Here is a 23,057-nt window from a genome sequence, read left to right as displayed (position 1 = left end):
TTAACTGTAGAAACTTTGAGCAAGCGAACCTACCAGCAACTGCCAGCCGTCAACCAGCACGAACAGCATCAGCTTGAACGGCAGCGCAATGGTTGCGGGGGGGACCATCATCATCCCCAGCGCCATCAGTACGCTGGCGACCACCAGGTCGATAATCAGGAACGGAATGAAAATGGTGAAGCCAATCTGGAACGCGGTTTTCAGCTCGCTGGTCACATACGCCGGCAGCAGAATACGCATCGGCACTGCTTCCGGGCCCTGGATCGGCGGTGTATTAGCCAGACGGGCAAACAATGCTAAATCCGCTTCACGGGTCTGGCGCAGCATAAATTCACGCAGCGGCTGCGAGCCTTTATCAATCGCTTGTTCGAGGGTGATTTTGTCCTCGCTAAACGGCTGATACGCGTCGTTATAAATCTTGTCGATAACCGGTGACATGATGAAAAACGTCAGGAACAACGCCAGGCCGAGCAGCACCTGGTTCGGCGGGGCAGAAGCGGTGCCGAGGGCGCTGCGCAGCAGGCCAAACACGATGATGATGCGGGTGAAGCTGGTCATCATCAGCAGAATGGCGGGCAGGAAGGTCAGCGAAGTGATAAACACCAGCGTCTGCACCGGCAGCGACCAACTCTGGCCGCCGTTAGGCAGCGGCTGGCTCACCAGACCCGGCAACTGGGCGAACGCCGCGGGAGACAATAGCAGCAGCGCGACAAGCGAAAGGGACAACAGGCGGCGCATCAGAGTCTCCCTGGACGCTTGATAACGGATTTCATCAGTGATGCAAAATCGGGGGTTTCAGGTTCAGGCGCGTCCGGGTCGACAACCGTCGGCGGCAGTTTGTGCAGCAGCGTGACCTGTGTGGCGGTCACGCCGAGTACCAGACGGGCATCTTCCACATCGACAATCACCACGCGCTCGCGCTGACCCAGGGCCGCACTGGCGCTGACTTTTAACGCTTTGGTCGCGGTGTTTTTTACGCCGCTTATGCCAAAGCGTTTTGCGAGCCACGCTGCTATCAGGATCAGCAGAATAATGCCCAACAGCGCGCCGCTGACTTCAATCAGCGGAGACGACGGCGGGGCCGTGGTAACTAGATGTGACATGCCTGGCTGGGGTTTCATCTTAGCGGCTCAGGCGACGCATACGTTCGGACGGCGTAATGATGTCGGTAATGCGTACGCCGTATTTGTCAGCGACCACCACCACTTCACCCTGGGCAATCAGATAGCCGTTGATCAGAATATCCAGCGGCTCACCGGCAAGACCATCCAGCGACACCACCGAACCCTGCGTCAGGCGCAGCAGCTCTTTGATGGTCATCCGGGTACGGCCCAGTTCAACGGTCAATTTGACCGGAATATCCATGATCAGGTCAATGTCCTGCAACGTACCGCTGACGTCGCCGCCACCCAGCTGCTGGAACACCGCGTCGGCGGCACTTTTGCTGCCAGTTGTTTTCTGTTCGCTTAACGCTTCAGCCCACAGATCGTCCATCGCACCGCTGTTTTCATCGGACGGATTATTCATATCACTCATTTGGGCTGTTCCTCATTCAGCGAGTTCAAAATCGGGTTGATCAAATGCTCTACGCGCAGCGCGTATTGACCGTTCACCGTGCCATACTGGCTGGTCAATACCGGCACACCGTCCACATTGGCGATAATGCGATCCGGTTTGTCTATCGGCAGCACATCGCCTGGCTGGAGTTTTAAGATCTGCGACAGGCGCAGAGAGATGTCGGCAAAATTCGCCACCAGCTCAAGTTCGGAATGCTGTACCTGGCGAACCAGGTTTTCGCGCCAGTTCTGATCTTCGCTGCGGGAGTTCTCCAGCGGCGGGTTGACCAGCAGTTCGCGCAGCGGCTCAATCATGCTGAACGGCAGGCAAATATTAAATTCACCGGTCAGGTTGCCGATTTCCACATGGAAGGGGGTATTGACCACAATGTCGTTCGGCGAGGTGGTGATGTTGGTGAATTTCACCTGCATCTCGGAGCGCACGTACTCAACTTCCAGCGGGTTAATCGCTTTCCACGCGTCGCTATAACCTTCCAGTGCCAGCTTCAGCATGCGGTTAATCACGCGCTGTTCGGTGTGCGTAAATTCGCGGCCTTCCACTTTGGTCGGGAAACGCCCATCGCCGCCGAACAGGTTGTCGACGGCGATAAACACCAGACTTGGCGAGAACACAAACAGCCCGGTGCCGCGCAGCGGCTTCAGGTGGATAAGGTTCAGGTTGGTCGGCACCGGCAGGTTGCGGGCAAACTCGTGATAAGGCTGAATGCGGATCGCGCCGACGGTAATGTCCGGGCTACGACGCAGCAGGTTAAACAGCCCCATACGGAACTGACGGGCGAAACGCTCGTTAATGATTTCCAGCGCCTGCAGGCGTTCGCGCACCACACGACGCTGGGTATTAGGATCATAGGGACGAATGTCACTCTCGCCGGGAGCACCGGCCTGAGGTTCATCGCTCTTCTCGCTGTCGCCGTTCAGCAGCGCGTCAATTTCGGCCTGAGAAAGAATACTGTCGCCCATAGGATTACCGCAGTATGAAAGCTGTATACAGCACGTCAGTCACATCCTGCTTCGGTTGGCCCGCCACCAGAGGTGGTGCAAGTGTCTGTTTGATGGCGTTCACCAGGTCTTGTTTCCCGGTATCCGTCGCCAGTTTGTTTGCGTCCTGACGGGAGAACAGCAGCAGTAAACGGCTGCGCACTTCCGGCAGGTATTCGTTCAGTCGCGAACGGGTCGCTTCATCTTTCAGACGCAGCGTAATGCCAACGTAAAGCACACGATCGGCGTCGCCCAGGTTCACCGTAAAGGTATCCAGCGCCCAGAACACCGGCGCCGGTGGTGGCGGAGCCTCTTTCTTCGCATCAGCGGAAGGCTGCTGCTGCATACGCCAGTAGCTATAGCCTGCGGTTGCGCAGGCTGCGAGCGTTACCAGCACCAGCAGCGGGATCCAGATTGAGCGCTTACTTTTTTTTGTTACCGCGGTGTCTGTCATCGGTTACGTCTTTCCTGTATTCGGTACTGCTTATCAGGTGATTATCCCGACTTAAGTCCAGCTCAAAGGGTGGAAAAGACGGGAATAATCGTGCTACCTCTGGCGTTAGGCGAACGTGTCGACGCTGCCGTTACCCCGGGCCTGCGCTTGCAGACTCACCGGAACGCTCAGGGTCTCTTCTTCATCGGCTGCAAATGCCCGACCTTCAGCAGAACGTTGCGAAGAAGACTGACCGAAAGAGGATTGCTGCTGTTGTTGTCCGGCAAAACTTTCGCCGCTGACGTTGCTCTGCGACAGCTGAATGCCGTTATCCGCCAGCTGCGTGCGCAGCGTCGGGATAGCCGCTTCCAGCGCGGCACGCACGTGACTGTGCGGTGACATCATCTGAATTTGCGCCTGGTTATCGTCAATCTTGAGGGTGATATTCACCTGGCCTAAGTTTTCCGGATGCAGCTTAAGCTCGGCGGTTTGCTGGCCCTGACGGGTAAACAGCGTGATCTGCTGGCTAACGTTCTGCTGCCACTCCGGCGTACCGAGCTGAGAGTTGACGGTCACCACCGGGTGCGTATTCACCGTGGCGGTGGCGTTGCTGATAACCGGGGCGATGTTTACCGTCGGCGCGGCGGCTGAGAGTGAACTGTCGGTATCGGCTTTCACCGCGGCAGCGGCCACCAGTGGGGTGGTCTGGCTGGCGACGGCATCGTCGGCCTGAACCGTTTGCAGGCCATGCCCCGCCTGAGCCAGGGTAAATTCTTTACCCGTGGAATGCCCGGTATTGCCGGTGCCGACGCTGGTTGCCGTAGACGCTAATTCTGCAAAGCCTTTCGCAGAAGAACCGGACGTGGCAGACACGCCAGCTGTCTGGGTCGCGGGCAGTACGGCGGTGGCGGTCGCGGTATGTGGCAGCATCGCCATCAGCGCACTCAGGCCGGCCATCTCTTCATCACTCAACGACGGTTTGTCGTCGCTGTTTTGCAAATCTTTGGTCAGTTGCTTTACCACGTCACTTTTGGCTTCAGGGGCCAGGGCGCTCAACAGCGACTGCGCGTCGGTCAGTGTCGTCACGTCCAGCGTCTTCGCATCCGCGTCAGCCTGCTGCGCCAGCAGTTTGCTGAGCGTGGTCTTGGCCTCGCCCTGCGGCAGTTTCTGGCTCGCGTCCTGGAGGTCTGCCAGCGTCAGCTTGCCGTCTTTGCCCGTCTTCCCTGACATCGCGCCGGAGAGCAGGGCAAAAAAGTCCTGGGTGCTGTCAGCGGTACCGGTGGCCGCGCTACTTTGTCCAGAAGGGGAGATGTCGGTATCACTGACGATAAGTGTCGGCAGAGTAATCATTCGGGTTTCCTTAAGGTGGCACGCTGGGCGAACTCATCCATTTTTTTCTGGTCCAGACGGTTTTCCGCCAGCAGCGTCGCGGCGGCCTGTCTGTCCTGTAGCGTCTGCCATGCCTGCAAACGCTGCTTTTTCTCACGCCAGGCGTTCAACGCCTGTTCGACTTTACGGTTCCACTGCAACAGCTGCTGGCGATGCTGATCGATAGCCTTTTCCAGGGTCTGAATAAACTGCTGGTAGTTCTGCCAGCGCAGGCTGGCCATGCCCTGGGACATGTTGTCGTTCAGGTTATTCTGGTACTCAAGCTGGTAATCCATCAGCATCTTCAACTGCTCTTCCGCCTGCTGGCAGCCGCGTCGCATCTCGCCCAACTGCAGGGCGGCGTTGTCGACGTCTTTTTCGGCCAGTTCTTTCAGCGTGGTTAATGCGCCATGTTCTGCCATGATGATTTACTCCTGCTCTCAGGCTGCCGGGAAGATAATCTCAAGTGCCTGAAGTGACTCTTCCCAGTCCGCTTTTTCGAAAATACCCTGTTGCAGAAAGCTCTCCAGTTGCGGCCACAGCGCGATCGCCTTGTCGAGCATCGGATCGCTGCCTTTGGCGTACGCCCCGACGCTCACCAGGTCGCGGTTGCGCTGGAAGCTGGAAAGCAGTTGTTTAAAGTTTCTCACCCGGGCGTAGTGCTTCTCGGTGATCAGAGACGTCATGGCGCGGCTGATAGAGGCTTCGATGTCGATGGCCGGATAGTGGCCCGCTTCCGCCAGACGGCGGGACAGCACGATGTGGCCGTCAAGGATCGCGCGCGCGGAGTCAGCGATCGGATCCTGCTGATCGTCGCCCTCGGTGAGCACGGTATAAAAAGCAGTGACCGAACCGCCGCCGCTGATGCCGTTCCCGGCGCGTTCAACCAGCGCGGGCAGTTTGGCAAATACCGAAGGCGGGTAGCCTTTGGTCGCGGGCGGTTCGCCGATAGCCAGCGCGATTTCACGCTGGGCCATGGCGTAACGGGTCAGGGAATCCATGATCAGCAACACGTGCTGACCACGGTCACGGAAATCTTCGGCAATGCGCGTGGCGTAGGCCGCCCCTTGCATACGCAGCAGCGGCGAGACGTCAGCGGGTGCGGCAATCACTACCGAACGCGCGCGTCCGTCGGCCCCGAGAATGTTCTCGATAAAATCTTTAACTTCGCGACCACGTTCGCCAATCAGGCCCACCACTATCACGTCAGCCTGGGTGTAGCGTGCCATCATGCCGAGCAGCACACTTTTACCAACGCCGGAACCGGCGAACAGGCCCATACGCTGACCGCGTCCGACGGTGAGCAGGGCGTTAATCGGCCGCACGCCGGTGTCGAGCACGTGTTCAATGGCGGTACGCTGCAACGGGTTAAACGGCTGGGTGATTAGCGCGCCGGTTTCGGTGGTGTCCGGGGCGGGCAGGCCGTCGAGCGGTTTACCTGCGCCGTCGAGTACACGCCCGAGCAGCGCCGGGCCGAGCGGTAACTGTTTCCCGCTTTGCAGACCGTCGCCGGAGGCGTTACGCGCATACACGCGTGCGCCAGGCAAAATGCCTTCCACCTCTTCGAGCGGCATCAAAAACAGGCGCTGACCGTTGAAGCCCACGACTTCGCTTTCCACTTCGTGCGTTTCATTTCCGTTCTGACGTTCAATAATGCAGGTTGCGCCAAGCGGCAATTGCAGCCCCGTGGCTTCCAGCACCAGCCCGGTGGCCCGGGTCAAACGACCGTAGCGCCGCACCGACGGCAGCTGCGTCATTTTGGTCTCGAAATTATCGAGCGTGTTGAGCCAACGGGTCAGGCGAGCGGTCATTACACCACTCCCGGAGCGGCCAGGCGGCACAGCTCCTGCCAGCGGGTGGCGACGCTGGCGTCGAGGTCACCCTCGTCGGCGGAAATTTTACAGCCGCCGTGGTGCAGCGACGGGTCACCGCGCAGTCGCCATCCGTGCAGGCTTAGCGTTGCGCCGACTATATCTTCCACGCGCTGTAAGTCGTCAGGGTGTACGCGCAGCTGCGGTTTGCCACTGAACAACGGTTCCTGCTGCAACAAAGCCTGAATCTGTTTGATCAACGCCGAGTTATCGACAATCGGCGTCTGGCCAATCACCTGCCGCGCAGCTTCCAGCGCCATTTGCATCAGACGCGAAGCGATCACGCTGTCCAGCGCATCCAGCGTGTGCTGGAACTCACTGACCAGCCGCTGCATCCGTGCGTGCAGTGGGATCTGCTGCTGTTGCGCCTGCGCCTGGCCCTGTTCGAGGCCTTGCGCTAAACCTTCCTGATAACCCTGTGACTGTCCGGCGGCGCGACCTTCAGCCAGTCCAGCGTTATAGCCCTGTTCGTGGGCCTGCATCTGTATCTGCGCCAGCTGCTGTTGCAGCTTTTGCTCTTCGGAAATCTCATCGACCGGCTCTTCGGCGCGGCTTTCACTGAACTCTGGCACAAACGCCTGCATCGGTGGGGCGAGGTCGTCAGGCTGCCAGATTTTCCAGGGTGTGGAATCAGACATAGGTGTCGTCTCCGCTACCAATCACCATCTCGCCGGTTTCCGCTAAACGACGCACAATAAGCAGAATCGCTTTCTGTTCGTTCTCGACCTGAGACAGACGAACCGGGCCACGGTTGGCCAGATCGTCGCGCAGGATATCGGCGGCACGCTGGGACATATTGCGCAGGAACTTCTCGCGCAGCGGCTGTTCGGCACCTTTGAGTGCGATGAGCAGGGATTCGGAATCCACTTCCTGCAACAGGCGCTGGATGCTGCGATCGTCCACTTCGACCAGGTTTTCGAACAGGAACATCTCGTCGATGATTTTCTGCGCCAGCTCGCCGTCGAATTCGCGTACGGCGGTAATGACCGCTTCTTCCTGCTGCGTTTTCATCAGGTTGATAATTTCTGCCGCGGTTCTCACGCCGCCCATTTTGCTGCGCTTGAGATTCTGACCGTCGAGCAGGTTGTTCAGTACTTCGGTCAGCTCCGCCAGGGCCGCTGGCTGCACGCCGCCAAAGGTGGCGATACGCAGCATCACGTCGTGGCGCAGACGCTCGTCGAACAGTGCCAGAATATCCGCTGCCTGACCGCGCTTGAGGTGCACGAGGATGGTGGCGATGATCTGCGGATGCTCGTCGCGAATAAGATCGGCGGCGCTTTGTGGCTCCATAAAGTTGAGCGTTTCGATACCGCTGGTGGTTTCGCGGGTTTCGAGAATATCTTCCAGCAGGCTGGCGGCACGCTCTTCGCCCAGCGCTTTCACCAGCACCGAACGCAGGTATTCGTTGGCGTTAACGTTCAGCGCCGCATACTGTTCGGCTTCCTGCTCAAACTCCGCCAGCACGTCGGTCAGCTGCTTGTTAGAAATCTGACGTACGTTGGCCATCGCCGCACTGAGGGTTTGCACCTCACGGGTATTGAGATGCTTGAACACCTCCGCTGCGCGATCTTCGCCAATGGTCATCAGCAGGATGACGCTTTTATCGGTACCTGAAAGGGTCGTGTTACTCATGGTCGTTGCTCATCCACTGGCGAATGACCAGCGCGACGACGCGCGGATCGTTGTCTGACATTTCGCGAATACGCTGGCTCATCACTTCTGCGCTCAGGCGCTGGTTAACGCGGCGACTCTGCAGTTGTTCATCTTTGCTGAGGCGAACTTCCACTGCATCGGCGGTTTCGCGCTCCATTTTCGCTTCTTCCTGTGCGGCTTTAGCGATTTCCGCGCGGCGTACCAGCTGTGGACGCACGGCTTTACGCCACAGGATCCACGCCACCAGGGCAATCAATACCCAACGTCCCGCTGACAGCAACTGGTCGATGAACGACTGCTGTTGCCAGAACGGCAGTTCGCCACCGCTTTCGTCGCCTGCGGTAAACGGTGAGTTGACCACGTTCAGGGTATCGCCACGGGTGGTGGAGTAGCCCATTGCTTCGCGGGTCAAATCTTCAATTTGCTTCATTTGATCGGCGGTCAACGGCAGGGGCTTGCCGTCCGGCAGATTTTTGTAGTTGACCACCACCGCCACCGACAGGCGCTGGATATCGCCGACGTTCATTTTGGTGTGGCGAATCGTCCGGTCGACTTCGTAGTTGGTGGTTTCGTTGCGCGAACTGTTGCGTGGCCCGCTCTGGTTATTGGTGCTGGTATTACGCTGCTGACCTTGCGCACCCGCCTGCTGGTTCGCCGGTGGCGTCGAGATAGGGGCATTCGGCGCGGGAGCAGGGGAGTTGGATAATGCACCCGGCACGCCGCCTGGGTTCTGGCCGCCAATCTGCTCGCTCTCATTCACCTGACGCGAACGCATTACTGCCTGGCTGGCATCGCCGTTCGGGCTGTATTGCTCTTCAGTCTGCTCTTTATTGTCGAAGTTGATCTGCGCGGTGACCTGCGCGTGGATGTTTCCGTTGCCGACAATTGGCGACAGGATGGATTCAATGCGGCGCTGTACGCGGGCTTCAACATCAGAGGCATATTTCAGCTGGGCGTCATTCAGGTCGCGATCGCCGGTATTGGATTGGGTCAACAGATGACCGCCCTGATCGACAAGCGTCACGTTGCCCGGTGGCAGGCCTGCTACGGCGCTGGACACCAAATGTACCACCGCGGCAATCTGGCCTTCATCCAGCGCACGGCCCGGTTCGAGGTTCAGGGTCACGGAAGCGGAGGGGAGTTTCTGTTCACGCACAAATAATGAAGGCTTCGGCATGGCCAGATGCACGCGGGCGCTTTTCACCGGACCGAGCGTTTCGATGGTACGGGCGAGTTCACCTTCCAGCGCACGCTGGTAGTTCACCTGTTCGCTGAACTGGCTGATGCCGAATTTTTCCTGATCCAGCAGTTCAAACCCAACCGCACCGCCTTTCGGCAGGCCTTGCTGGGCGAGGCGCAGACGTAGCTCATGTACTTTATCGGCAGGCACTTCAATGGCGCCGCCGCTATCGGCAAAGCGATACGGGACGTTCATTTGCTGAAGCTGAGTGACGATGGCACCGCCGTCCTGATCGGTCAGGTTGCTGAACAGCGTGCGGTAGTCAGGCGCTTTCGCCCACAGCACCAGCGCGACAACGATCGCGACGGCGGCTGCGCTGGCAACCATTAATGGGATTTTCGGGTTAGCGCGCAGGCGAGCGACCCACTCAGGCATCTTGGTTGGTGTCGTGGTCGTGGCTGTCGCGCTCATTGCGCACCTCGTGAATCCAGGTCGATGGCGTTAAACGTGTACAAAAGCAAGGCTGACTCCCGGTCGGCAAAGGCAAAAATGGGTGCTATGCCATTATTTGCCGTTCCAGAATTTTCTATGGGTCAAATAGTCGAGGTTTTTAACGTTAATTAGCGCCTTTATCTTATTGACAAACTGATAATCTCACTCACCATGACATCGACCAGGGGATTAACATGGCCATTACAGGTATCGAAGGGGTATTGACGCAGATGCAGGCCGCGGCCAGCGTGGCGCGCAATCAGCAGGTGGAAGAACAGCCGTCTATCAGCTTTGCGGGCCAGCTCAATGCCGCCCTCGATCGCATCAGCGATACGCAAAACAGCGCCAAAGCGCAGGCAGAGAAATTTGCCTTAGGTGAACCGGGTATTGCGTTGAACGATGTGATGACCGACCTGCAAAAATCATCCGTTTCCTTACAGATGGGCATTCAGGTGCGTAACAAACTGGTGTCGGCGTACCAGGAAATGATGGGCATGCAGGTGTAGGTCCAGACCACACCACCCGCCACCAGGGCATAACTTTTTCCCGTCGACACTTCCAGTTACTGCGTTAGCGACCATACTTTCTTTTACGGTCCGCTAACGCAGAGACAATCATGCCAGTCATCAAAACTTCTTCGTCGCATTCCGCGCCGGTGGCGGAAAACATTTTCTGGTTACGGGTGGAAAATGCTGCCCGTCAGTACGGATTTGTGTTGTTAGTCCTGCTGTTGTTGGCCGGGTTCTGCGGCCTGTTTTCGAAGGGAGTATTCAGCAATGCCCATGTGGCATCCGCTGATGGTAACGTCTATGTGGACTACGAGCGTTTTGGCCGCGATCAGAGCGATATGGATCTTAAGCTCACGATGAAAGTGCCGCCGGGCGAGGACTACACCGTGACGCTCGGTGGGCAGTTTATGGATGCCTTTGAAATCAATGCGCTTTATCCGCAACCGTGGCGGTTTAGCCGTCAGAATGGCAGCATTACGCTGGCGTTCCATGACCAGCCGGAAGGCACCCGCCGCACACTGTGGCTCAGCATCCAGCCCCGCAGTATCGGAAAAGTGCGTTCAACGCTGCGGGTGGATCACTCACCGTCCGTCGCCATCACGCAGTTTGTTTACCCGTAAGACTCCCGCAAGAGCCGCAGTAAAGGCTGGAAGCGATAACGCTTTAATGACACAATATTTTTTTCACGGTTTTCAGGATAGGTGATGAAAAAGATTGCGATTCTCGGCGCGCTGCTGGCATTAAGCGGGTGTGTCCAGGTGGATGATTATAATCAGGTGGTGAAAGCGCCTGCGCCTTCGGATCTGGCGGGTTACTGGCAGTCAGAAGGCCCGCAGAGTGCGATGGTCAGCCCGGAAGCGATAGCCACGCTGGTTATCACCAAAGAGGGCGATACGCTGGACTGTCGCCAGTGGCAACGCGTTATTGCGCGACCAGGTAAGCTGATGCTGCGTGATGACGATATTTACAATGTCACTAACAAGAAAGAAGTTTACGCCATCGACCGGGAAGGCGAGCGCATCGATTACGACCGCATGACGCTCAAACGCGTCGATCGTCCAACCCAGGAATGCGCGGATTACCTGCAGAAGAATCCGCTGATTTCTCCGCTGCCGTAGCCGATTTTACGTTGTTCACCCCGGCAGGCATCGCGCCGTCGGGGTGAGTTTGGCCCCACGCCTTAAAGTACGTCCTCCATGACCCACACGCTTACGCTGCCGCCGTTACAGGTAAAGACGCCGTTGCCTTGCTCATCGGTTTCGACCGCTTCCTCGCGATTATTGAGAAAATCTTTCCAGCGCTTATTGCCGTAGTTGTCGCCGAGCGTCAGCGTTTTTTCGCCTTCGTCGCCGTTGGACAACACCACCACGCAGCCGGGCGCGTCGTCGGTGCCGCTGCGGCTGAAGGCGATGCAGTTCGGATGATCAAAATACAGCGTTTGCACGCCGTGGGCGAAGCGCTGGCGGGCGTCAATTAGCTCGTGTAGCTGCTCAATCACCGGCATGTCGATTTTATAGCTGTTGCCGTCGCCACCGGTGTCTTCGTAAATCGCCCCGAACAAATCAGCGTAGAACACCGAGGGCACGCCGTTTTCTCGCAGTAATATCAGTGCATAGGCCAGCGGTTTAAACCACGGTTCGACCGGTGCTTCCAGCGCCTGTAGCGGTTGGGTGTCGTGATTGGTGACCAGCGTAATGGCGTGGAACGGATCGGCTTCCACCAGCGTGCCGGTGAAAATCTGACTCATGTCGTAATCGCGACCCAGTCGTGAGGCCTCGTGGAATTTCATCTGCAATGGCGCATCAAACAGCAGCGTCTGTCCGTCGACCTGGCTGATGTAATGCTGGAGCTTATCGACTTCGTGCGACCAGTATTCCGCCACGATGAACAGCGGCTTTGGCGCCACTTCCTGCACGTGCTCAATCCACTCTTTGTAGAACCACGCCGGAATATGTTTCACCGCATCGAGACGGAAACCGTCGCATTGCGTTTGTTCCATCACCCAGCGCGCCCAGTATTTAAGTTCCTCGGTGACCGCGTGATTGCGGAAATCAATATTCTCGCCCATCAGGTAGTCGAAGTTGCCCATTTCACTGTCGACTTGATCGTTCCAGCCTTCGCCGCTGTAATCATTGACGATTTTAAAGACGCCGTTTTCGTCAGGATTTTCGATGTGGTCGATCCCGTTGAAGCATGTGTAGTTCCAGACGAACTGCGAATATTTCCCCGCGCGAACCGGGAAAGCGTATTTGGTCCACGCATCGCATTCGATCACTTCATCGTCAATTTGCGTGCGGTCCTGTTCGTTCACGCGCTGGACGTGGATGCGTTCTTTTTCATCGGCGCCCATTTTATGGTTCACCACCACGTCGAGCAGTACCGCAATATCGTTCTTTTTCAGCGCATCGATGGCGGCCAGCAGTTGAGCTTTATCACCGTATTTGGTGGCGACCGATCCTTTTTGATCAAACTCGCCGAGGTCGAAAAGATCGTAGCTGTCATAGCCGACGGAATATCCGCCCGAAGCGCCTTTATACGCTGGGGGCAGCCAAATCATGTTGACGCCAATTTCATTGAGATTGGGCGCAAGCGCTTCGACCTCTCGCCACAATTCACCGCCAGTGGGGTAATACCAGTGAAAACATTGCAACAGGGTAGGATTGCGCATACACAGACTCCGTGTGATCAGGAGACTCTAGTATGGAATACAAAGCGGAAAAACACCTGGCGCGCAGCGCGCGCCAGCGAATCAGTTGGTTGGCGTGTCGCGGGATCCCTGCGGCACCAGAACGTGACCGCCTTGTTTGCCGTAGGTGGTGAGAACCGATTTTTGAATGGTGGACTGGCCAACCAGTTTTGCCAGCTCCTCCATTCGTGCCTGCAGCAGGCGTTTTATCTCGGTTTCGTTATCGAGAATAGTGCGCAGTACCGGGCGCAGCTGATCCTGGATGACGGTCGACGGCTCCGTTTGTTGCGTTATTTCTGCCAGTTTTTGCACCGCACTGACATACTCCATTTCACAGGCAATCAGTTCGTCCCATTGTCCTTCTGTGGCGAATCGCAGCATGACGAGGCTTCGGTCAAGCAGCTGCTGGTAAAGGCTATAGAGTTGCGGTGCAGGGCTCATTAGACGGCGTCCTGAATCAGAGTGGGCGAGAGGGCAACTTCTTTCCAGGCATCAGCGATATCGCGCAGCACGGATTCCACTTCTTCAATAGCAGAAACCTCATTACGCAGATTGGCTTGCAGGAGTCGCCTGACCATCCAGGCGTAAAGCGCAATCAGGTTTTGCGTAAGCTCATCATTACTTTTTTCATCGAGGCCCACTTTGAGCCCATTTTCGATGATGTTGATGGCTTTTGAGAGGGAAAGGCCTTTCCCCTCCACGTTGTTATCCTGCATAAACAGACGCGCACGCACCAGCGCACTGAGTGCGCCATCGAACAGCAGAGTCACCAGTTGCTGTTGGCTGGCGCTCATTACCGCGCTTTCGACTCCGATTTTTGCGTAGGCCTGTGTACCTTTTGCGCCGTACATGTTAGCTCCTGGGCGTATTTAATTAGCTTTTGTTGCTGGAAGACGTATCGAACTGCTGTGTCAGATAGCTGCTGGTGGAGTTCAGAGAGCTCATCATCACGTCTAGCTGGGTAAACTGGGCTTTGTAACGCGCCATCATGGTATCGATGCGGTCACTGGCGTCGTTGTACTGGGTGGTCAGGTTGTTCAGGGTCTTACTTACCCCGTCGGTGGCCGCCTGAATAATCCCGGTCGTGGAGAGCCAGCTGGTCAGGTTGCTGCCCATAGTGGTAGTGATGCCGGTGTTTTTGCCGTCGCCGACAAACATATCTTTGATGTCTGCGGAGTTGGTTTTCAGCGCGCTTTCAAGCTTAGTGCTGTCGGCGGTCAGTTTGCCGGTGCTTGGGTCAGAGGTGATGCCAATCTGTGCCAGGGTTTTGTACGCTGAGCTTCCGGTTGAGCTGGAGAGCATGCTTTTCAGCTGGGTCTGGATGGTGCGCAGGGTACTGTCGCCGAGCAGGGCACCGTTGCTGGTGTCCTGGGCATCCGTTCCGGCATCAACCTTGGTGTATTTGGTCAGCGAGCTGAAGGTATCCTGCAGGGCGTTATAGGCCGTGACCCAGGCGTTAATGGCACTTTCAGATTTTGAGGTATCTTTCGCAATCGTCAGCGTCTGGTTGCCGGTGGTGGTGTCGCTCAGGTTCAGCGTGATGTCTTCCAGCGCATCGCTGATGGTGTTGCTGCTGTTCTCGATGTCGACGTTGTTAACTTTAAGTTTGGCATTCTGCGCTGTAACGGACTCTTCCATGCCGCCATTGCCGGACGCGTCGTAGCCCATAAAGCTCTGCAGGGCGCTGTCGCCGCTGACGCTGATGGTCATCGCGTTATCAGAGCCAGTATCGTTAGCGGTGATCGACAGACGATACTGACCGTTACCGACGTTAATGATACTGGCGCTGACGCCCGCGTCGGCTTTGTTAATCGCATCGCGAATGCCACTCAGGGAGGAGTTGGCTGCGCTGATGTCAATCTTAAGCGGGTCTTTGCCGCCGCCTTGCTGGATGGTGATGGTGCTATCCGCGCTGGCGATCGCGGTTTTGCTGTCGGCCTGGGTGCCAGTCGTGGTCAGCGTCTGGGCCTGCGCCAGCTGCGACACGCTGATGGTGTACTTCCCGGCGATCGCATTGCCGGTGGTGGTGGCGCTAAAGGCAGACGAGCTGCTGCTGGTAGTGGTTGAGGTAAATAAATCAGCGTTGTTCAGCGCAGTGTTGGCGGTCTGGAAAGAAACCAGCGCACTTTTTAAGGTTCCGTATGCGCTCAGTTTTGCGGTATAGGAAGACTGCTGAGTAGAGATAGGCGTCAACGTCGCTTTTTCAGCGGCTTCAAGGTTATCCAGGATGGTGCTTAAATCGAGACCCGAACCTATTCCCAGTGTAGAAATACTTGCCATATCTGTTCCTTAATCTTTTGACATGTAAAACGAATACCGGGGTTATCGGCGGGAATAGCGCAAAGTTTACGTTTAATTTTCTTTTTTTAATGGCGGGAATAAAGGCAACAGGGAAGACTATTTCGACGGCTAAAAAATTATTCCTGTGGTTGTGAAAAAAAGTGTGAAAAAAATCTAAAGGTTAGTGGGGGGACGACGATAACCACATTGACGGCGATTGAGCCGACGGGTGGAAACCCAAACCGTAACCACAGACTTGAAACACAGGAAACGAAATCATGGCACAAGTCATCAATACCAACAGCCTCTCGCTGATCACTCAGAACAACATCAACAAAAACCAGTCTGCTCTGTCGACTTCCATTGAGCGTCTGTCTTCTGGTCTGCGTATCAACAGCGCGAAAGACGATGCGGCGGGCCAGGCGATTGCTAACCGCTTCACCTCTAACATCAAGGGCCTGACTCAGGCTGCGCGTAACGCCAACGACGGTATCTCTCTGGCGCAGACCGCTGAAGGCGCGCTGTCAGAAATCAACAACAACTTACAGCGTGTGCGTGAACTGACCGTTCAGGCTTCTACCGGCACCAACTCCTCTTCTGACCTGTCTTCAATCCAGGACGAAATCAAATCCCGTCTGGACGAAATTGACCGCGTTTCTGGTCAGACTCAGTTTAACGGCGTGAATGTGCTGGCTAAAAACGGCACCATGTCTATCCAGGTTGGCGCCAACGATGGCCAGACCATCGACATCGACCTGCAGCAGATCGACTCTTCGACTCTGGGTCTGAGCGGCTTCTCTGTTTCTCAGAACTCCCTGAAACTGAGCAATTCCATCACTCAAATTGGTGATACCAGCGCAGCGTCTAAAAACGTTGATCTGAGCGCAGTTGCGAATTCACTGAAAGTAGATGCAAGTAGTCTGACTCTGCACGAAATTCAGGACAAGACCGGTACTGGCACTGGTACCTTCGTAGTAAGTTCTGGTAGCGACAACTATGCAGTTTCAGTAGATAAAGCGTTAGGTACAGTTAACCTGAACACCTCTACTGTGACTTACAATGATGCAGATAATGGTGTTACTGGTGCTTCTCAAGATAGCCAGCCAATTAAAGTTACCAGTGATGCAAATGGTAACTCTGTCGGTTATGTCACTATTCAGGGTAAAAACTATAAAGCGGGTAGCAACGGTACGGACGTTTTGGCTAACAGCGCTGGTGCAACGGCAACAACTGTTGCGACCGGTACTCTGCAGTTGAGCGGAGCAACTGCAACTCCAGAGCTGAAAGGAGCTGCAACGCAGGACCCACTGGCTCTGCTGGACAAAGCTATCGCATCCGTTGATAAATTCCGTTCTTCCCTGGGTGCGGTGCAGAACCGTCTGGACTCTGCCATCACCAACCTGAACAACACCACCACCAACCTGTCTGAAGCGCAGTCCCGTATTCAGGACGCCGACTATGCGACCGAAGTGTCGAACATGTCTAAAGCGCAGATCATCCAGCAGGCGGGTAACTCCGTGTTGTCTAAAGCAAACCAGGTTCCACAGCAGGTTCTGTCTCTGCTGCAGGGCTAATCCTGAATTTGCTACTCAACCCCGCCTCGGCGGGGTTTTTTCGTTTTAGAGTTTTACTTAACTCTCCAAATAACCCCCCCTTTTAGCCACTATTCCGTCGATTAAAACCCCTCCAGAAACGGATAATCATGCCGATAACTCAACTATTGCAGGGCTGTTTATCGTGAATTCACTGTATACCGCTGAAGGTGTAATGGATAAACACTCGCTGTGGCAGCGTTATGTCCCTTTGGTGCGACACGAAGCATTGCGCCTTCAGGTGCGCCTGCCCGCGAGCGTGGAACTGGACGATCTGCTTCAGGCGGGCGGCATTGGGTTATTGAATGCCGTCGAACGTTACGATGCTCTGCAAGGCACGGCATTTACCACCTATGCAGTACAGCGCATACGTGGCGCGATGCTGGACGAATTGCGCAGCCGCGATTGGGTGCCGCGCAGCGTCCGCCGCAATGCCCGAGAAGTGGCGCAGGCGATGGGTCAACTGGAACAGGAACTGGGACGCAACGCGACGGAAACAGAAGTCGCCCAACGTCTTGGTATCGCTGTTGAAGAGTATCGACAGATGCTGCTGGATACCAATAACAGCCAGATTTTCTCCTACGACGAGTGGCGGGAAGAGCATGGCGACAGTATCGAGCTGGTGACTGAAGAGAATCAACAGGAGAACCCGCTCCATCAACTGATGGAAGGCAATCTGCGTCAGCGCGTGATGGACGCGATTGAAGCGTTACCGGAACGTGAGCAGCTGGTGCTGACGCTCTACTACCAGGAAGAGCTCAATCTGAAAGAGATTGGGGCAGTGCTGGAAGTGGGAGAGTCGCGCGTCAGTCAGCTTCACAGCCAGGCCATCAAGCGTTTGCGAACAAAACTGGGTCGGTACCAGGAAGGCGGTTAAGCCGTCGCGCCTGGAGTAATGCCGCACATAGCATTGACTACCAGGAGTTATCATGACGGTGCAGCAGGTAAAAAGACGGCCTTTAAGCCGCTATCTTAAAGACTTTAAACACAGCCAGACGCATTGTGCCCACTGCCACAAAATGCTCGATCGCATTACGCTTGTGCGCAGGGGGGAAATCGTCAACAAAATCGCTATTTCCCGCCTAGATACCTTAATGGACGAAGCCGACTGGCTGCAGGAGCGCCGCGAGTGGGTCGCGCTGTGCCGTTTCTGCGGCGACCTGCACTGCAAAGAGCAGAGCGACTTCTTCGATATCCTCGGCTTTAAACAGTATCTGTTCGAACACACCGACATGAGCCCGGGCACCGTGCGCGAATATGTCGTGCGCCTGCGTCGTCTGGGCAATCATTTGTCGGCGCTGAAAATCGACCGCGAACTGCTTGAGGGTGAAGCGGACGAAAACCTCGCGCCGTGGCTTCCGCAGACCAGCACCAATAACTACCGCATTGCGCTGCGAAAGTATTCGCAATTCAGAAACCTGCGACCGGTGGCGGGTCAGCAGAAGTTCGCGTATCAGGCAATCTCTGAGTTATATTAAATTTGAATGGCATATAACGGACGGGTATTAGCTGTTTTTCCCAAACGTCTTACACTGCAAAAAATTCGAATTTTCGGGGGAATGATGAAATTAGCATTTATGGGCCGTCAGGCTCTGATGGGAATGATGGCCGTGGCGCTGGTCGCCGGGGCGAGCGTGAAAACCTTCGCAGCGGAAAACTTGCTGAGCCAGGTCAAAGAACGCGGCACGCTGCGCGTAGGTCTGGAAGGCACCTATCCTCCGTTCAGCTTCCAGGGCGATGACGGCAAACTGACCGGGTTTGAAGTGGAATTCGCGCAGGAGCTGGCGAAGCATCTGGGCGTAAAAGCGGACTTGAAACCGACCAAATGGGACGGGATGCTGGCCTCGCTGGATTCCAAACGTATCGACGTGGTCATTAACCAGGTCACCATTTCTGACGTGCGTAAGCAGAAATATGACTTCTCCACGCCATATACCGTGTCCGGTGTTCAGGCGCTGGTGAAAAAAGGCAACGAAGGCGTTATCAAGACCGCGGCTGACCTGAAAGGCAAAAAAGTCGGCGTGGGTCTGGGCACCAACTATGAAGAGTGGCTGCGTCAGAACGTGCAGGGCGTGGACGTGCGTACCTATGATGATGACCCGACTAAATATCAGGATCTGCGCGTAGGCCGTATCGATGCGATTCTGGTTGACCGTCTGGCGGCGTTGGATCTGGTGAAGAAAACCAACAATACGCTGGCCGTCACCGGTGAAGCGTTCTCCCGTCAGGAGTCTGGTGTTGCGCTGCGTAAGGGCAACGAAGACATGCTGAAAGCCATCGATGCCGCCATTGCGGACATGCAGAAAGACGGTAGCCTGAAAGCGCTGTCTGAAAAATGGTTCGGCGCTGACGTCACCAAATAACACCGCATCGCTTAAAAAAGGCGCTATTTAGCGCCTTTTTTTATTTCGTCGGCAACTGTGTGCATAATAAAAAGAAAATCAGGAGGTGCTATGTCACTGCAAAACCTTACTCGCTTCCCACGGCTGGAATTTATTGGCTCGCCGACGCCGCTGGAATACCTGCCGCGTCTGTCCGATTACCTGGGCCGCGAAATTCTTATTAAGCGCGACGACGTCACACCGATGGCGATGGGCGGCAACAAGCTGCGCAAGCTTGAATTCCTTGCGGCAGATGCGCTGCGCGAAGGCGCAGACACGCTGATTACCGCCGGTGCGATTCAGTCTAACCACGTGCGCCAGACGGCGGCGGTGGCGGCGAAGCTTGGCCTGAACTGTATCGCGCTGCTGGAAAACCCGATCGGCACTAAAGCAGAAAACTATCTGACCAACGGTAATCGTCTGCTGCTGGATTATTTCAACGTGCAGGTCGAGATGTGTGATGCGCTGACTGACCCGAATCGTCAGATGGAAGAGCTGGCGACCCGCGTTGAAGCACAGGGCTTTCGTCCGTATGTGATCCCGGTCGGCGGCTCTAACGCTCTTGGTGCGCTGGGCTATGTTGAAAGCGCGCTGGAAATCGCGCAGCAGTGTGAAGGCGCTGTATCACTCTCCTCTGTTGTGGTCGCATCCGGCAGCGCAGGCACCCACGCGGGTCTGGCGGTCGGTTTAGAACAGCTAATGCCTGACGTTGAACTGATTGGCGTCACCGTTTCCCGAAGCGTTGCCGATCAGAAACCGAAAGTCGTCACGCTGCAACAGGCGGTGGCGGAAAGCCTGGAGCTGAAAGCCAAAGCAGACATCACCCTCTGGGATGACTATTTTGCGCCGGGCTACGGCACGCCGAACGACGAAGGCATGGAAGCGGTGAAACTGCTCGCTCGCCTGGAAGGGATTTTGCTGGACCCGGTGTACACCGGCAAGGCGATGGCCGGACTCATTGACGGCATCAGCCAGAAACGCTTTAAGGATGAAGGCCCGATTCTGTTTGTGCACACCGGCGGCGCTCCGGCGTTGTTTGCCTATCATCCACACGTATAAAAAGAAGCCATAATGCAAGAAAGTATCCAACTGGTTATCGACTCGCTGCCTTATTTGCTAAAAGGGGCAGTGTTCACGCTACAGCTGAGTATTGGCGGGATGTTCTTCGGCCTGGTGCTGGGTTTTATCCTGGCGCTGATGCGCATGTCTGCCATCGGGCCGGTGCGCTGGATTGCCCGTTTCTACACCTCGATTTTCCGCGGTACGCCGCTTATCGCTCAGCTGTTCATGATCTATTACGGTCTGCCGCAGTTTGGTATCGAGCTGGACCCGATTCCGGCGGCGATGATTGGCCTGTCGCTCAACACCGCGGCGTATACCTCTGAAACGCTGCGCGCGGCGATTTCCTCGATTGATAAAGGTCAGTGGGAAGCGGCGGCGAGTATCGGTATGACGCCGTGGCAGACGCTGCGTCGCGCGATCCTGCCGCAGGCTGCACGTGTGGCGTTGCCGCCGCTGTCGAACAGCTTCATTAGCCTGGTGAAAGACACCTCGCTGGCGGCCACCATTCAGGTGCCGGAACTGTTCCGTCAGGCGCAGCTCATCACCTCGCGCACGCTGGAAGTGTTCACCATGTACCTGGCCGCGTCGTTAATTTACTGGGTGATGGCGACGGTGCTGTCCGCGTTGCAGAACTACTTCGAAAACCAGCTGAACCGCCAGGAGCGTGACCCGAAATGAGTGCTATCGACGTTAAAAACCTGGTCAAGAAATTCCACGGTCAGACGGTGCTGCACGGGATCTCGCTGGAAGTGAAAGAGGGTGAAGTGGTGGCGATTATCGGGCCGAGCGGCTCGGGGAAAACCACGCTGCTGCGCAGCATCAACCTGCTGGAAGAGCCAGAGAGCGGCACTATTCGGGTTGGTGACATCACCATCGACGCTGCGCGTCCGCTGAGTCAGCAAAAAGGGCTGATTCGCAGCTTACGTCAGCATGTCGGATTCGTGTTCCAGAGCTTCAATCTGTTCCCGCACCGCACGGTGATGGAGAACATCATTGAAGGGCCGGTTATCGTCAAAGGTGAAAGCAAAAGCGAAGCCACTACGCTGGCGCGCGAACTGCTGGCGAAAGTGGGGCTGTCGGGTAAAGAAACCAGCTACCCGCGTCGCTTATCCGGCGGGCAGCAGCAGCGCGTGGCCATTGCCCGGGCGTTGGCCATGCGTCCGGACGTCATCCTGTTTGATGAACCGACTTCCGCGCTGGATCCGGAACTGGTGGGGGAGGTGTTAAGCACCATTCGCCAACTGGCCCAGGAGAAGCGCACGATGGTGATTGTGACCCACGAAATGAGCTTTGCGCGCGACGTCGCCGATCGCGCCATATTCATGGATCAGGGCCGGATCGTGGAGCAAGGCGACGCCAAATCGTTGTTTGCTAATCCGCAGCAGCCGCGTACCCGTCAGTTCCTCGAAAAATTCCTCATGCAGTGATCGATAATGGCCTGAAAATTTCAGGCCATTTCATAATATTTCTACTTTCAACGATATTTCATATATATAAACAATATTTATGTGTTAGCTTTTTGTATTCATAGGAATGATTATCACTCAGGAGTTTTTTCGTCAGGTATGAGGGACATCGATTTTTTTCAGTGGCGGAAGGATATATCGCAACAATTTCAGTCTGCCACGGCAAATGACCAGGTCTATGCCATTTTGCAACAGCAAACACACTCACTGGAATATGACTGGTTCGCCCTTTGCGTGCGCCATCCGGTTCCCTTCACCCGCCCCAAACTCTCCTTTCACACAACCTACCCCAAAGCATGGATGGACCATTACCAGGCCGAAAATTATTTCACCATCGATCCGGTGCTGAAAGCCGAGAATTATCGCAACGGGCATCTGCCCTGGACTGAACGCTTATTCAGCGAAACCCCGGCGTTCTGGGATGCTGCGCGTGATCATGGTTTACGGTGTGGGATCACTCAGTCGTTGATGCTGCCTAACCGTGCGCTCGGGTTTTTATCGGTATCACGACAGCGCAACCAGGCTAACCCGTTATCAGACGATGAAACTGAAATGCGGCTGCAAACGTTGATGGAGTTCAGTATTGCGGCACTGGTGCGAATGGAAGATACGATGGTGACGGCGCCGGAAATGAAATTCAGTAAGCGTGAGCTTGAAATTCTGAAGTGGACGGCGGAAGGAAAGACTTCAGCGGAAATAGCGATAATCTTGTCGATATCTGAGAATACGGTGAATTTCCATCAGAAGAATATGCAGAAGAAATTTAACGCGCCAAACAAAACGCAGATTGCCTGTTATGCGGCAGCGATAGGGATTATCTGACCACTGCCCGATGCGAAACCGGCTGCGATGATTCGCAGCCGGTAGGGAATCACTGGCGGTAAGCTTGTTTAATTTGCTTAACGGTACTGGAAAATACGGCCGCCTGAGCTTCATCTTCCATCTGCGTGATTTGCTTTTCCATTTTTAGAATCACGCGCCCTGCGTCTGCTTGACCCATCGCCTGCAGCATCAGCGTCAGTAACGCTTTCAGGCAAGAAACTTCCTGGGACAATTGTTGATTATTTTCAGCAGTGGAAAAATCAGGAGTGCTCATCTATTTCCTCGTTGGATTTCAGCGCGCATACGCGGGGGGTGTTTCAGTAAAGGTCGCGCAGTATACCACAGGGAACAGTAAAAACGGGAGTGCGGGATTTTTGTCCTCTAATCTGAGGTGCTTACACATATTAATCGTGTACAAGAAAGCGCCTGATGCTTATTTGTTTCTTGCTGGTTCACGCTCCGTTAATTGTTGTTACATTTTTGCGAGTGTATTTATCATCTTTGTAAAACGCAGTGTTATCCGGAAATTTTTGAAGGCAAGCGTTTAAAAACAAGGTTGTCGTATCTGACTGTTTTGTGGGTGTTTCCAGTAGATGTAAATTCTAATTTCCAGAAAACCAAGTAAAATCTTAAACGAGACATCTTTTACCTTTCATTGTCGCGATAAAACCCGTTAATATGGATACGAATTTAGAGGCAGTTGCGTT

General features: G+C 55.5%; 27 protein-coding genes. 11 read left to right on the top strand and 16 right to left on the bottom strand.

Features of this window, described 5'->3' with window-relative positions; translation table 11 throughout:
* From fliP to fliF, 11 genes are all read right to left on the bottom strand, one after another.
* The gene (gene fliP, locus MUU47_RS09935) at window positions 1–738 is read right to left on the bottom strand and encodes a flagellar type III secretion system pore protein FliP (RefSeq protein ID WP_258988045.1); all 738 of its coding nucleotides are present in this window, start codon (window positions 736–738) and stop codon (window positions 1–3) included.
* A complete protein-coding gene (fliO, locus tag MUU47_RS09930; protein WP_258988044.1) occupies window positions 738–1,121 on the bottom strand; it encodes a flagellar biosynthetic protein FliO in 384 nt (127 codons plus the stop codon). The genes fliP and fliO overlap by 1 nt, the downstream gene beginning before the upstream one ends.
* 1 nt (window position 1,122) lies before the next feature.
* Window positions 1,123–1,536 carry a flagellar motor switch protein FliN gene (fliN, locus tag MUU47_RS09925; RefSeq protein ID WP_110509614.1) on the bottom strand — a complete coding sequence of 138 codons (414 nt, stop codon included), beginning with the start codon at window positions 1,534–1,536 and terminating at the stop codon, window positions 1,123–1,125.
* Entirely contained in the window at window positions 1,533–2,537 is a 1,005-nt protein-coding gene (fliM, locus tag MUU47_RS09920) for a flagellar motor switch protein FliM (protein ID WP_110509615.1), read from the bottom strand. The genes fliN and fliM overlap by 4 nt, the downstream gene beginning before the upstream one ends.
* A gap of 4 nt (window positions 2,538–2,541) precedes the next feature.
* Window positions 2,542–3,009, bottom strand: coding sequence for a flagellar basal body-associated protein FliL (gene fliL / locus MUU47_RS09915; RefSeq protein ID WP_159775449.1), 468 nt, complete (start codon window positions 3,007–3,009; stop codon window positions 2,542–2,544).
* A 105-nt stretch (window positions 3,010–3,114) separates the two neighbouring features.
* Window positions 3,115–4,338, bottom strand: coding sequence for a flagellar hook-length control protein FliK (locus MUU47_RS09910; protein WP_258988043.1), 1,224 nt, complete (start codon window positions 4,336–4,338; stop codon window positions 3,115–3,117).
* On the bottom strand, window positions 4,335–4,778 hold the full coding sequence (fliJ, locus tag MUU47_RS09905) for a flagellar export protein FliJ (RefSeq protein ID WP_258988042.1): 444 nt from the start codon (window positions 4,776–4,778) through the stop codon (window positions 4,335–4,337). Before fliJ ends, MUU47_RS09910 begins: the two co-directional genes overlap by 4 nt.
* 18 nt (window positions 4,779–4,796) lie before the next feature.
* Window positions 4,797–6,167 (bottom strand): flagellar protein export ATPase FliI, encoded by a 1,371-nt coding sequence (gene fliI / locus MUU47_RS09900; RefSeq protein WP_258988041.1) that lies wholly within the window; start codon window positions 6,165–6,167, stop codon window positions 4,797–4,799.
* The gene (gene fliH, locus MUU47_RS09895) at window positions 6,167–6,865 is read right to left on the bottom strand and encodes a flagellar assembly protein FliH (RefSeq protein ID WP_258988040.1); all 699 of its coding nucleotides are present in this window, start codon (window positions 6,863–6,865) and stop codon (window positions 6,167–6,169) included. The genes fliI and fliH overlap by 1 nt, the downstream gene beginning before the upstream one ends.
* On the bottom strand, window positions 6,858–7,859 hold the full coding sequence (gene fliG, locus MUU47_RS09890) for a flagellar motor switch protein FliG (protein WP_110509621.1): 1,002 nt from the start codon (window positions 7,857–7,859) through the stop codon (window positions 6,858–6,860). The genes fliH and fliG overlap by 8 nt, the downstream gene beginning before the upstream one ends.
* Window positions 7,852–9,531, bottom strand: coding sequence for a flagellar basal-body MS-ring/collar protein FliF (gene fliF, locus MUU47_RS09885; RefSeq protein ID WP_258988039.1), 1,680 nt, complete (start codon window positions 9,529–9,531; stop codon window positions 7,852–7,854). The genes fliG and fliF overlap by 8 nt, the downstream gene beginning before the upstream one ends.
* 215 nt (window positions 9,532–9,746) lie before the next feature.
* On the opposite strand from fliF, the gene fliE reads away from it, so the two are divergent.
* The 3 genes from fliE (at window position 9,747) to yedD (ending at window position 11,179) form a co-directional block, all read left to right on the top strand.
* Window positions 9,747–10,058 (top strand): flagellar hook-basal body complex protein FliE, encoded by a 312-nt coding sequence (gene fliE / locus MUU47_RS09880; protein ID WP_258988038.1) that lies wholly within the window; start codon window positions 9,747–9,749, stop codon window positions 10,056–10,058.
* A gap of 110 nt (window positions 10,059–10,168) precedes the next feature.
* Window positions 10,169–10,681: a hypothetical protein gene (locus tag MUU47_RS09875; RefSeq protein ID WP_258988037.1), complete on the top strand. Its 513-nt coding sequence runs from the start codon at window positions 10,169–10,171 to the stop codon at window positions 10,679–10,681.
* Window positions 10,682–10,765: 84 nt separating this feature from the next.
* The gene (gene yedD, locus MUU47_RS09870; protein WP_159775431.1) at window positions 10,766–11,179 is read left to right on the top strand and encodes a lipoprotein YedD; all 414 of its coding nucleotides are present in this window, start codon (window positions 10,766–10,768) and stop codon (window positions 11,177–11,179) included.
* A gap of 62 nt (window positions 11,180–11,241) precedes the next feature.
* Here yedD and amyA read toward each other — a convergent pair whose 3' ends face one another.
* The 4 genes from amyA to fliD form a co-directional block, all read right to left on the bottom strand.
* Window positions 11,242–12,729, bottom strand: coding sequence for an alpha-amylase (gene amyA / locus MUU47_RS09865; protein ID WP_258988036.1), 1,488 nt, complete (start codon window positions 12,727–12,729; stop codon window positions 11,242–11,244).
* 81 nt (window positions 12,730–12,810) lie between these two features.
* Window positions 12,811–13,188, bottom strand: a complete 378-nt coding sequence (gene fliT / locus MUU47_RS09860) for a flagella biosynthesis regulatory protein FliT (RefSeq protein ID WP_258988035.1) — start codon at window positions 13,186–13,188, stop codon at window positions 12,811–12,813.
* Window positions 13,188–13,598 carry a flagellar export chaperone FliS gene (gene fliS / locus MUU47_RS09855; protein WP_258968221.1) on the bottom strand — a complete coding sequence of 137 codons (411 nt, stop codon included), beginning with the start codon at window positions 13,596–13,598 and terminating at the stop codon, window positions 13,188–13,190. The genes fliT and fliS overlap by 1 nt, the downstream gene beginning before the upstream one ends.
* Window positions 13,599–13,620: 22 nt before the next feature.
* Window positions 13,621–15,027 carry a flagellar filament capping protein FliD gene (gene fliD, locus MUU47_RS09850; protein WP_258988034.1) on the bottom strand — a complete coding sequence of 469 codons (1,407 nt, stop codon included), beginning with the start codon at window positions 15,025–15,027 and terminating at the stop codon, window positions 13,621–13,623.
* Window positions 15,028–15,305: 278 nt separating this feature from the next.
* On the opposite strand from fliD, the gene MUU47_RS09845 reads away from it, so the two are divergent.
* The 8 genes from MUU47_RS09845 (at window position 15,306) to sdiA (ending at window position 22,350) form a co-directional block, all read left to right on the top strand.
* Window positions 15,306–16,601 carry a FliC/FljB family flagellin gene (locus MUU47_RS09845; RefSeq protein ID WP_258988033.1) on the top strand — a complete coding sequence of 432 codons (1,296 nt, stop codon included), beginning with the start codon at window positions 15,306–15,308 and terminating at the stop codon, window positions 16,599–16,601.
* A gap of 163 nt (window positions 16,602–16,764) precedes the next feature.
* Complete coding sequence (locus MUU47_RS09840) at window positions 16,765–17,496, top strand: RNA polymerase sigma factor FliA (RefSeq protein WP_110509631.1); 732 nt, start codon at window positions 16,765–16,767, stop codon at window positions 17,494–17,496.
* Between the two features lie 52 nt (window positions 17,497–17,548).
* Window positions 17,549–18,097: a flagella biosynthesis regulatory protein FliZ gene (gene fliZ / locus MUU47_RS09835; RefSeq protein ID WP_258988032.1), complete on the top strand. Its 549-nt coding sequence runs from the start codon at window positions 17,549–17,551 to the stop codon at window positions 18,095–18,097.
* Window positions 18,098–18,181: 84 nt separating this feature from the next.
* Window positions 18,182–18,982: a cystine ABC transporter substrate-binding protein gene (gene tcyJ / locus MUU47_RS09830; RefSeq protein ID WP_258988181.1), complete on the top strand. Its 801-nt coding sequence runs from the start codon at window positions 18,182–18,184 to the stop codon at window positions 18,980–18,982.
* Between the two features lie 90 nt (window positions 18,983–19,072).
* Window positions 19,073–20,059 carry a D-cysteine desulfhydrase gene (gene dcyD / locus MUU47_RS09825; RefSeq protein WP_258988031.1) on the top strand — a complete coding sequence of 329 codons (987 nt, stop codon included), beginning with the start codon at window positions 19,073–19,075 and terminating at the stop codon, window positions 20,057–20,059.
* Between the two features lie 12 nt (window positions 20,060–20,071).
* Window positions 20,072–20,740 (top strand): cystine ABC transporter permease, encoded by a 669-nt coding sequence (gene tcyL / locus MUU47_RS09820; RefSeq protein ID WP_110509634.1) that lies wholly within the window; start codon window positions 20,072–20,074, stop codon window positions 20,738–20,740.
* A complete protein-coding gene (gene tcyN, locus MUU47_RS09815; protein WP_258988030.1) occupies window positions 20,737–21,489 on the top strand; it encodes an L-cystine ABC transporter ATP-binding protein TcyN in 753 nt (250 codons plus the stop codon). The genes tcyL and tcyN overlap by 4 nt, the downstream gene beginning before the upstream one ends.
* A gap of 138 nt (window positions 21,490–21,627) precedes the next feature.
* Window positions 21,628–22,350 carry a quorum-sensing transcriptional regulator SdiA gene (gene sdiA / locus MUU47_RS09810; protein ID WP_258988029.1) on the top strand — a complete coding sequence of 241 codons (723 nt, stop codon included), beginning with the start codon at window positions 21,628–21,630 and terminating at the stop codon, window positions 22,348–22,350.
* Between the two features lie 49 nt (window positions 22,351–22,399).
* On the opposite strand, the gene MUU47_RS09805 is transcribed toward sdiA, so the two are convergent.
* The gene (locus MUU47_RS09805; RefSeq protein WP_159775409.1) at window positions 22,400–22,624 is read right to left on the bottom strand and encodes a DUF2594 family protein; all 225 of its coding nucleotides are present in this window, start codon (window positions 22,622–22,624) and stop codon (window positions 22,400–22,402) included.
* Between the last annotated feature and the right edge of the window lie 433 nt (window positions 22,625–23,057).

Source organism: Scandinavium hiltneri (assembly GCF_024764835.1).
In the GTDB taxonomy this organism is placed as follows: Bacteria; Pseudomonadota; Gammaproteobacteria; order Enterobacterales; family Enterobacteriaceae; genus Scandinavium; species Scandinavium hiltneri.
This window is presented reverse-complemented; position numbering and strand designations above follow the sequence as displayed.

Bases quoted from the DNA above. Each gene is read 5' to 3' on its own strand.
- fliE (WP_258988038.1), top strand. From the start codon at position 9,747: ATGGCCATTACAGGTATCGAAGGGGTATTGACGCAGATGCAGGCCGCG.
- yedD (WP_159775431.1), top strand. From the start codon at position 10,766: ATGAAAAAGATTGCGATTCTCGGCGCGCTGCTGGCATTAAGCGGGTGT.
- MUU47_RS09910 (WP_258988043.1), bottom strand. From the start codon at position 4,338: ATGATTACTCTGCCGACACTTATCGTCAGTGATACCGACATCTCCCCT.
- fliM (WP_110509615.1), bottom strand. From the start codon at position 2,537: ATGGGCGACAGTATTCTTTCTCAGGCCGAAATTGACGCGCTGCTGAAC.
- fliP (WP_258988045.1), bottom strand. From the start codon at position 738: ATGCGCCGCCTGTTGTCCCTTTCGCTTGTCGCGCTGCTGCTATTGTCT.
- fliO (WP_258988044.1), bottom strand. From the start codon at position 1,121: ATGAAACCCCAGCCAGGCATGTCACATCTAGTTACCACGGCCCCGCCG.
- tcyN (WP_258988030.1), top strand. From the start codon at position 20,737: ATGAGTGCTATCGACGTTAAAAACCTGGTCAAGAAATTCCACGGTCAG.
- amyA (WP_258988036.1), bottom strand. From the start codon at position 12,729: ATGCGCAATCCTACCCTGTTGCAATGTTTTCACTGGTATTACCCCACT.
- fliT (WP_258988035.1), bottom strand. From the start codon at position 13,188: ATGAGCCCTGCACCGCAACTCTATAGCCTTTACCAGCAGCTGCTTGAC.
- fliS (WP_258968221.1), bottom strand. From the start codon at position 13,598: ATGTACGGCGCAAAAGGTACACAGGCCTACGCAAAAATCGGAGTCGAA.
- fliF (WP_258988039.1), bottom strand. From the start codon at position 9,531: ATGAGCGCGACAGCCACGACCACGACACCAACCAAGATGCCTGAGTGG.
- fliH (WP_258988040.1), bottom strand. From the start codon at position 6,865: ATGTCTGATTCCACACCCTGGAAAATCTGGCAGCCTGACGACCTCGCC.
- fliI (WP_258988041.1), bottom strand. From the start codon at position 6,167: ATGACCGCTCGCCTGACCCGTTGGCTCAACACGCTCGATAATTTCGAG.
- MUU47_RS09845 (WP_258988033.1), top strand. From the start codon at position 15,306: ATGGCACAAGTCATCAATACCAACAGCCTCTCGCTGATCACTCAGAAC.
- dcyD (WP_258988031.1), top strand. From the start codon at position 19,073: ATGTCACTGCAAAACCTTACTCGCTTCCCACGGCTGGAATTTATTGGC.
- tcyL (WP_110509634.1), top strand. From the start codon at position 20,072: ATGCAAGAAAGTATCCAACTGGTTATCGACTCGCTGCCTTATTTGCTA.
- fliD (WP_258988034.1), bottom strand. From the start codon at position 15,027: ATGGCAAGTATTTCTACACTGGGAATAGGTTCGGGTCTCGATTTAAGC.
- tcyJ (WP_258988181.1), top strand. From the start codon at position 18,182: ATGAAATTAGCATTTATGGGCCGTCAGGCTCTGATGGGAATGATGGCC.
- sdiA (WP_258988029.1), top strand. From the start codon at position 21,628: ATGAGGGACATCGATTTTTTTCAGTGGCGGAAGGATATATCGCAACAA.
- MUU47_RS09805 (WP_159775409.1), bottom strand. From the start codon at position 22,624: ATGAGCACTCCTGATTTTTCCACTGCTGAAAATAATCAACAATTGTCC.
- fliG (WP_110509621.1), bottom strand. From the start codon at position 7,859: ATGAGTAACACGACCCTTTCAGGTACCGATAAAAGCGTCATCCTGCTG.
- fliN (WP_110509614.1), bottom strand. From the start codon at position 1,536: ATGAGTGATATGAATAATCCGTCCGATGAAAACAGCGGTGCGATGGAC.
- MUU47_RS09875 (WP_258988037.1), top strand. From the start codon at position 10,169: ATGCCAGTCATCAAAACTTCTTCGTCGCATTCCGCGCCGGTGGCGGAA.
- fliZ (WP_258988032.1), top strand. From the start codon at position 17,549: ATGACGGTGCAGCAGGTAAAAAGACGGCCTTTAAGCCGCTATCTTAAA.
- fliJ (WP_258988042.1), bottom strand. From the start codon at position 4,778: ATGGCAGAACATGGCGCATTAACCACGCTGAAAGAACTGGCCGAAAAA.
- fliL (WP_159775449.1), bottom strand. From the start codon at position 3,009: ATGACAGACACCGCGGTAACAAAAAAAAGTAAGCGCTCAATCTGGATC.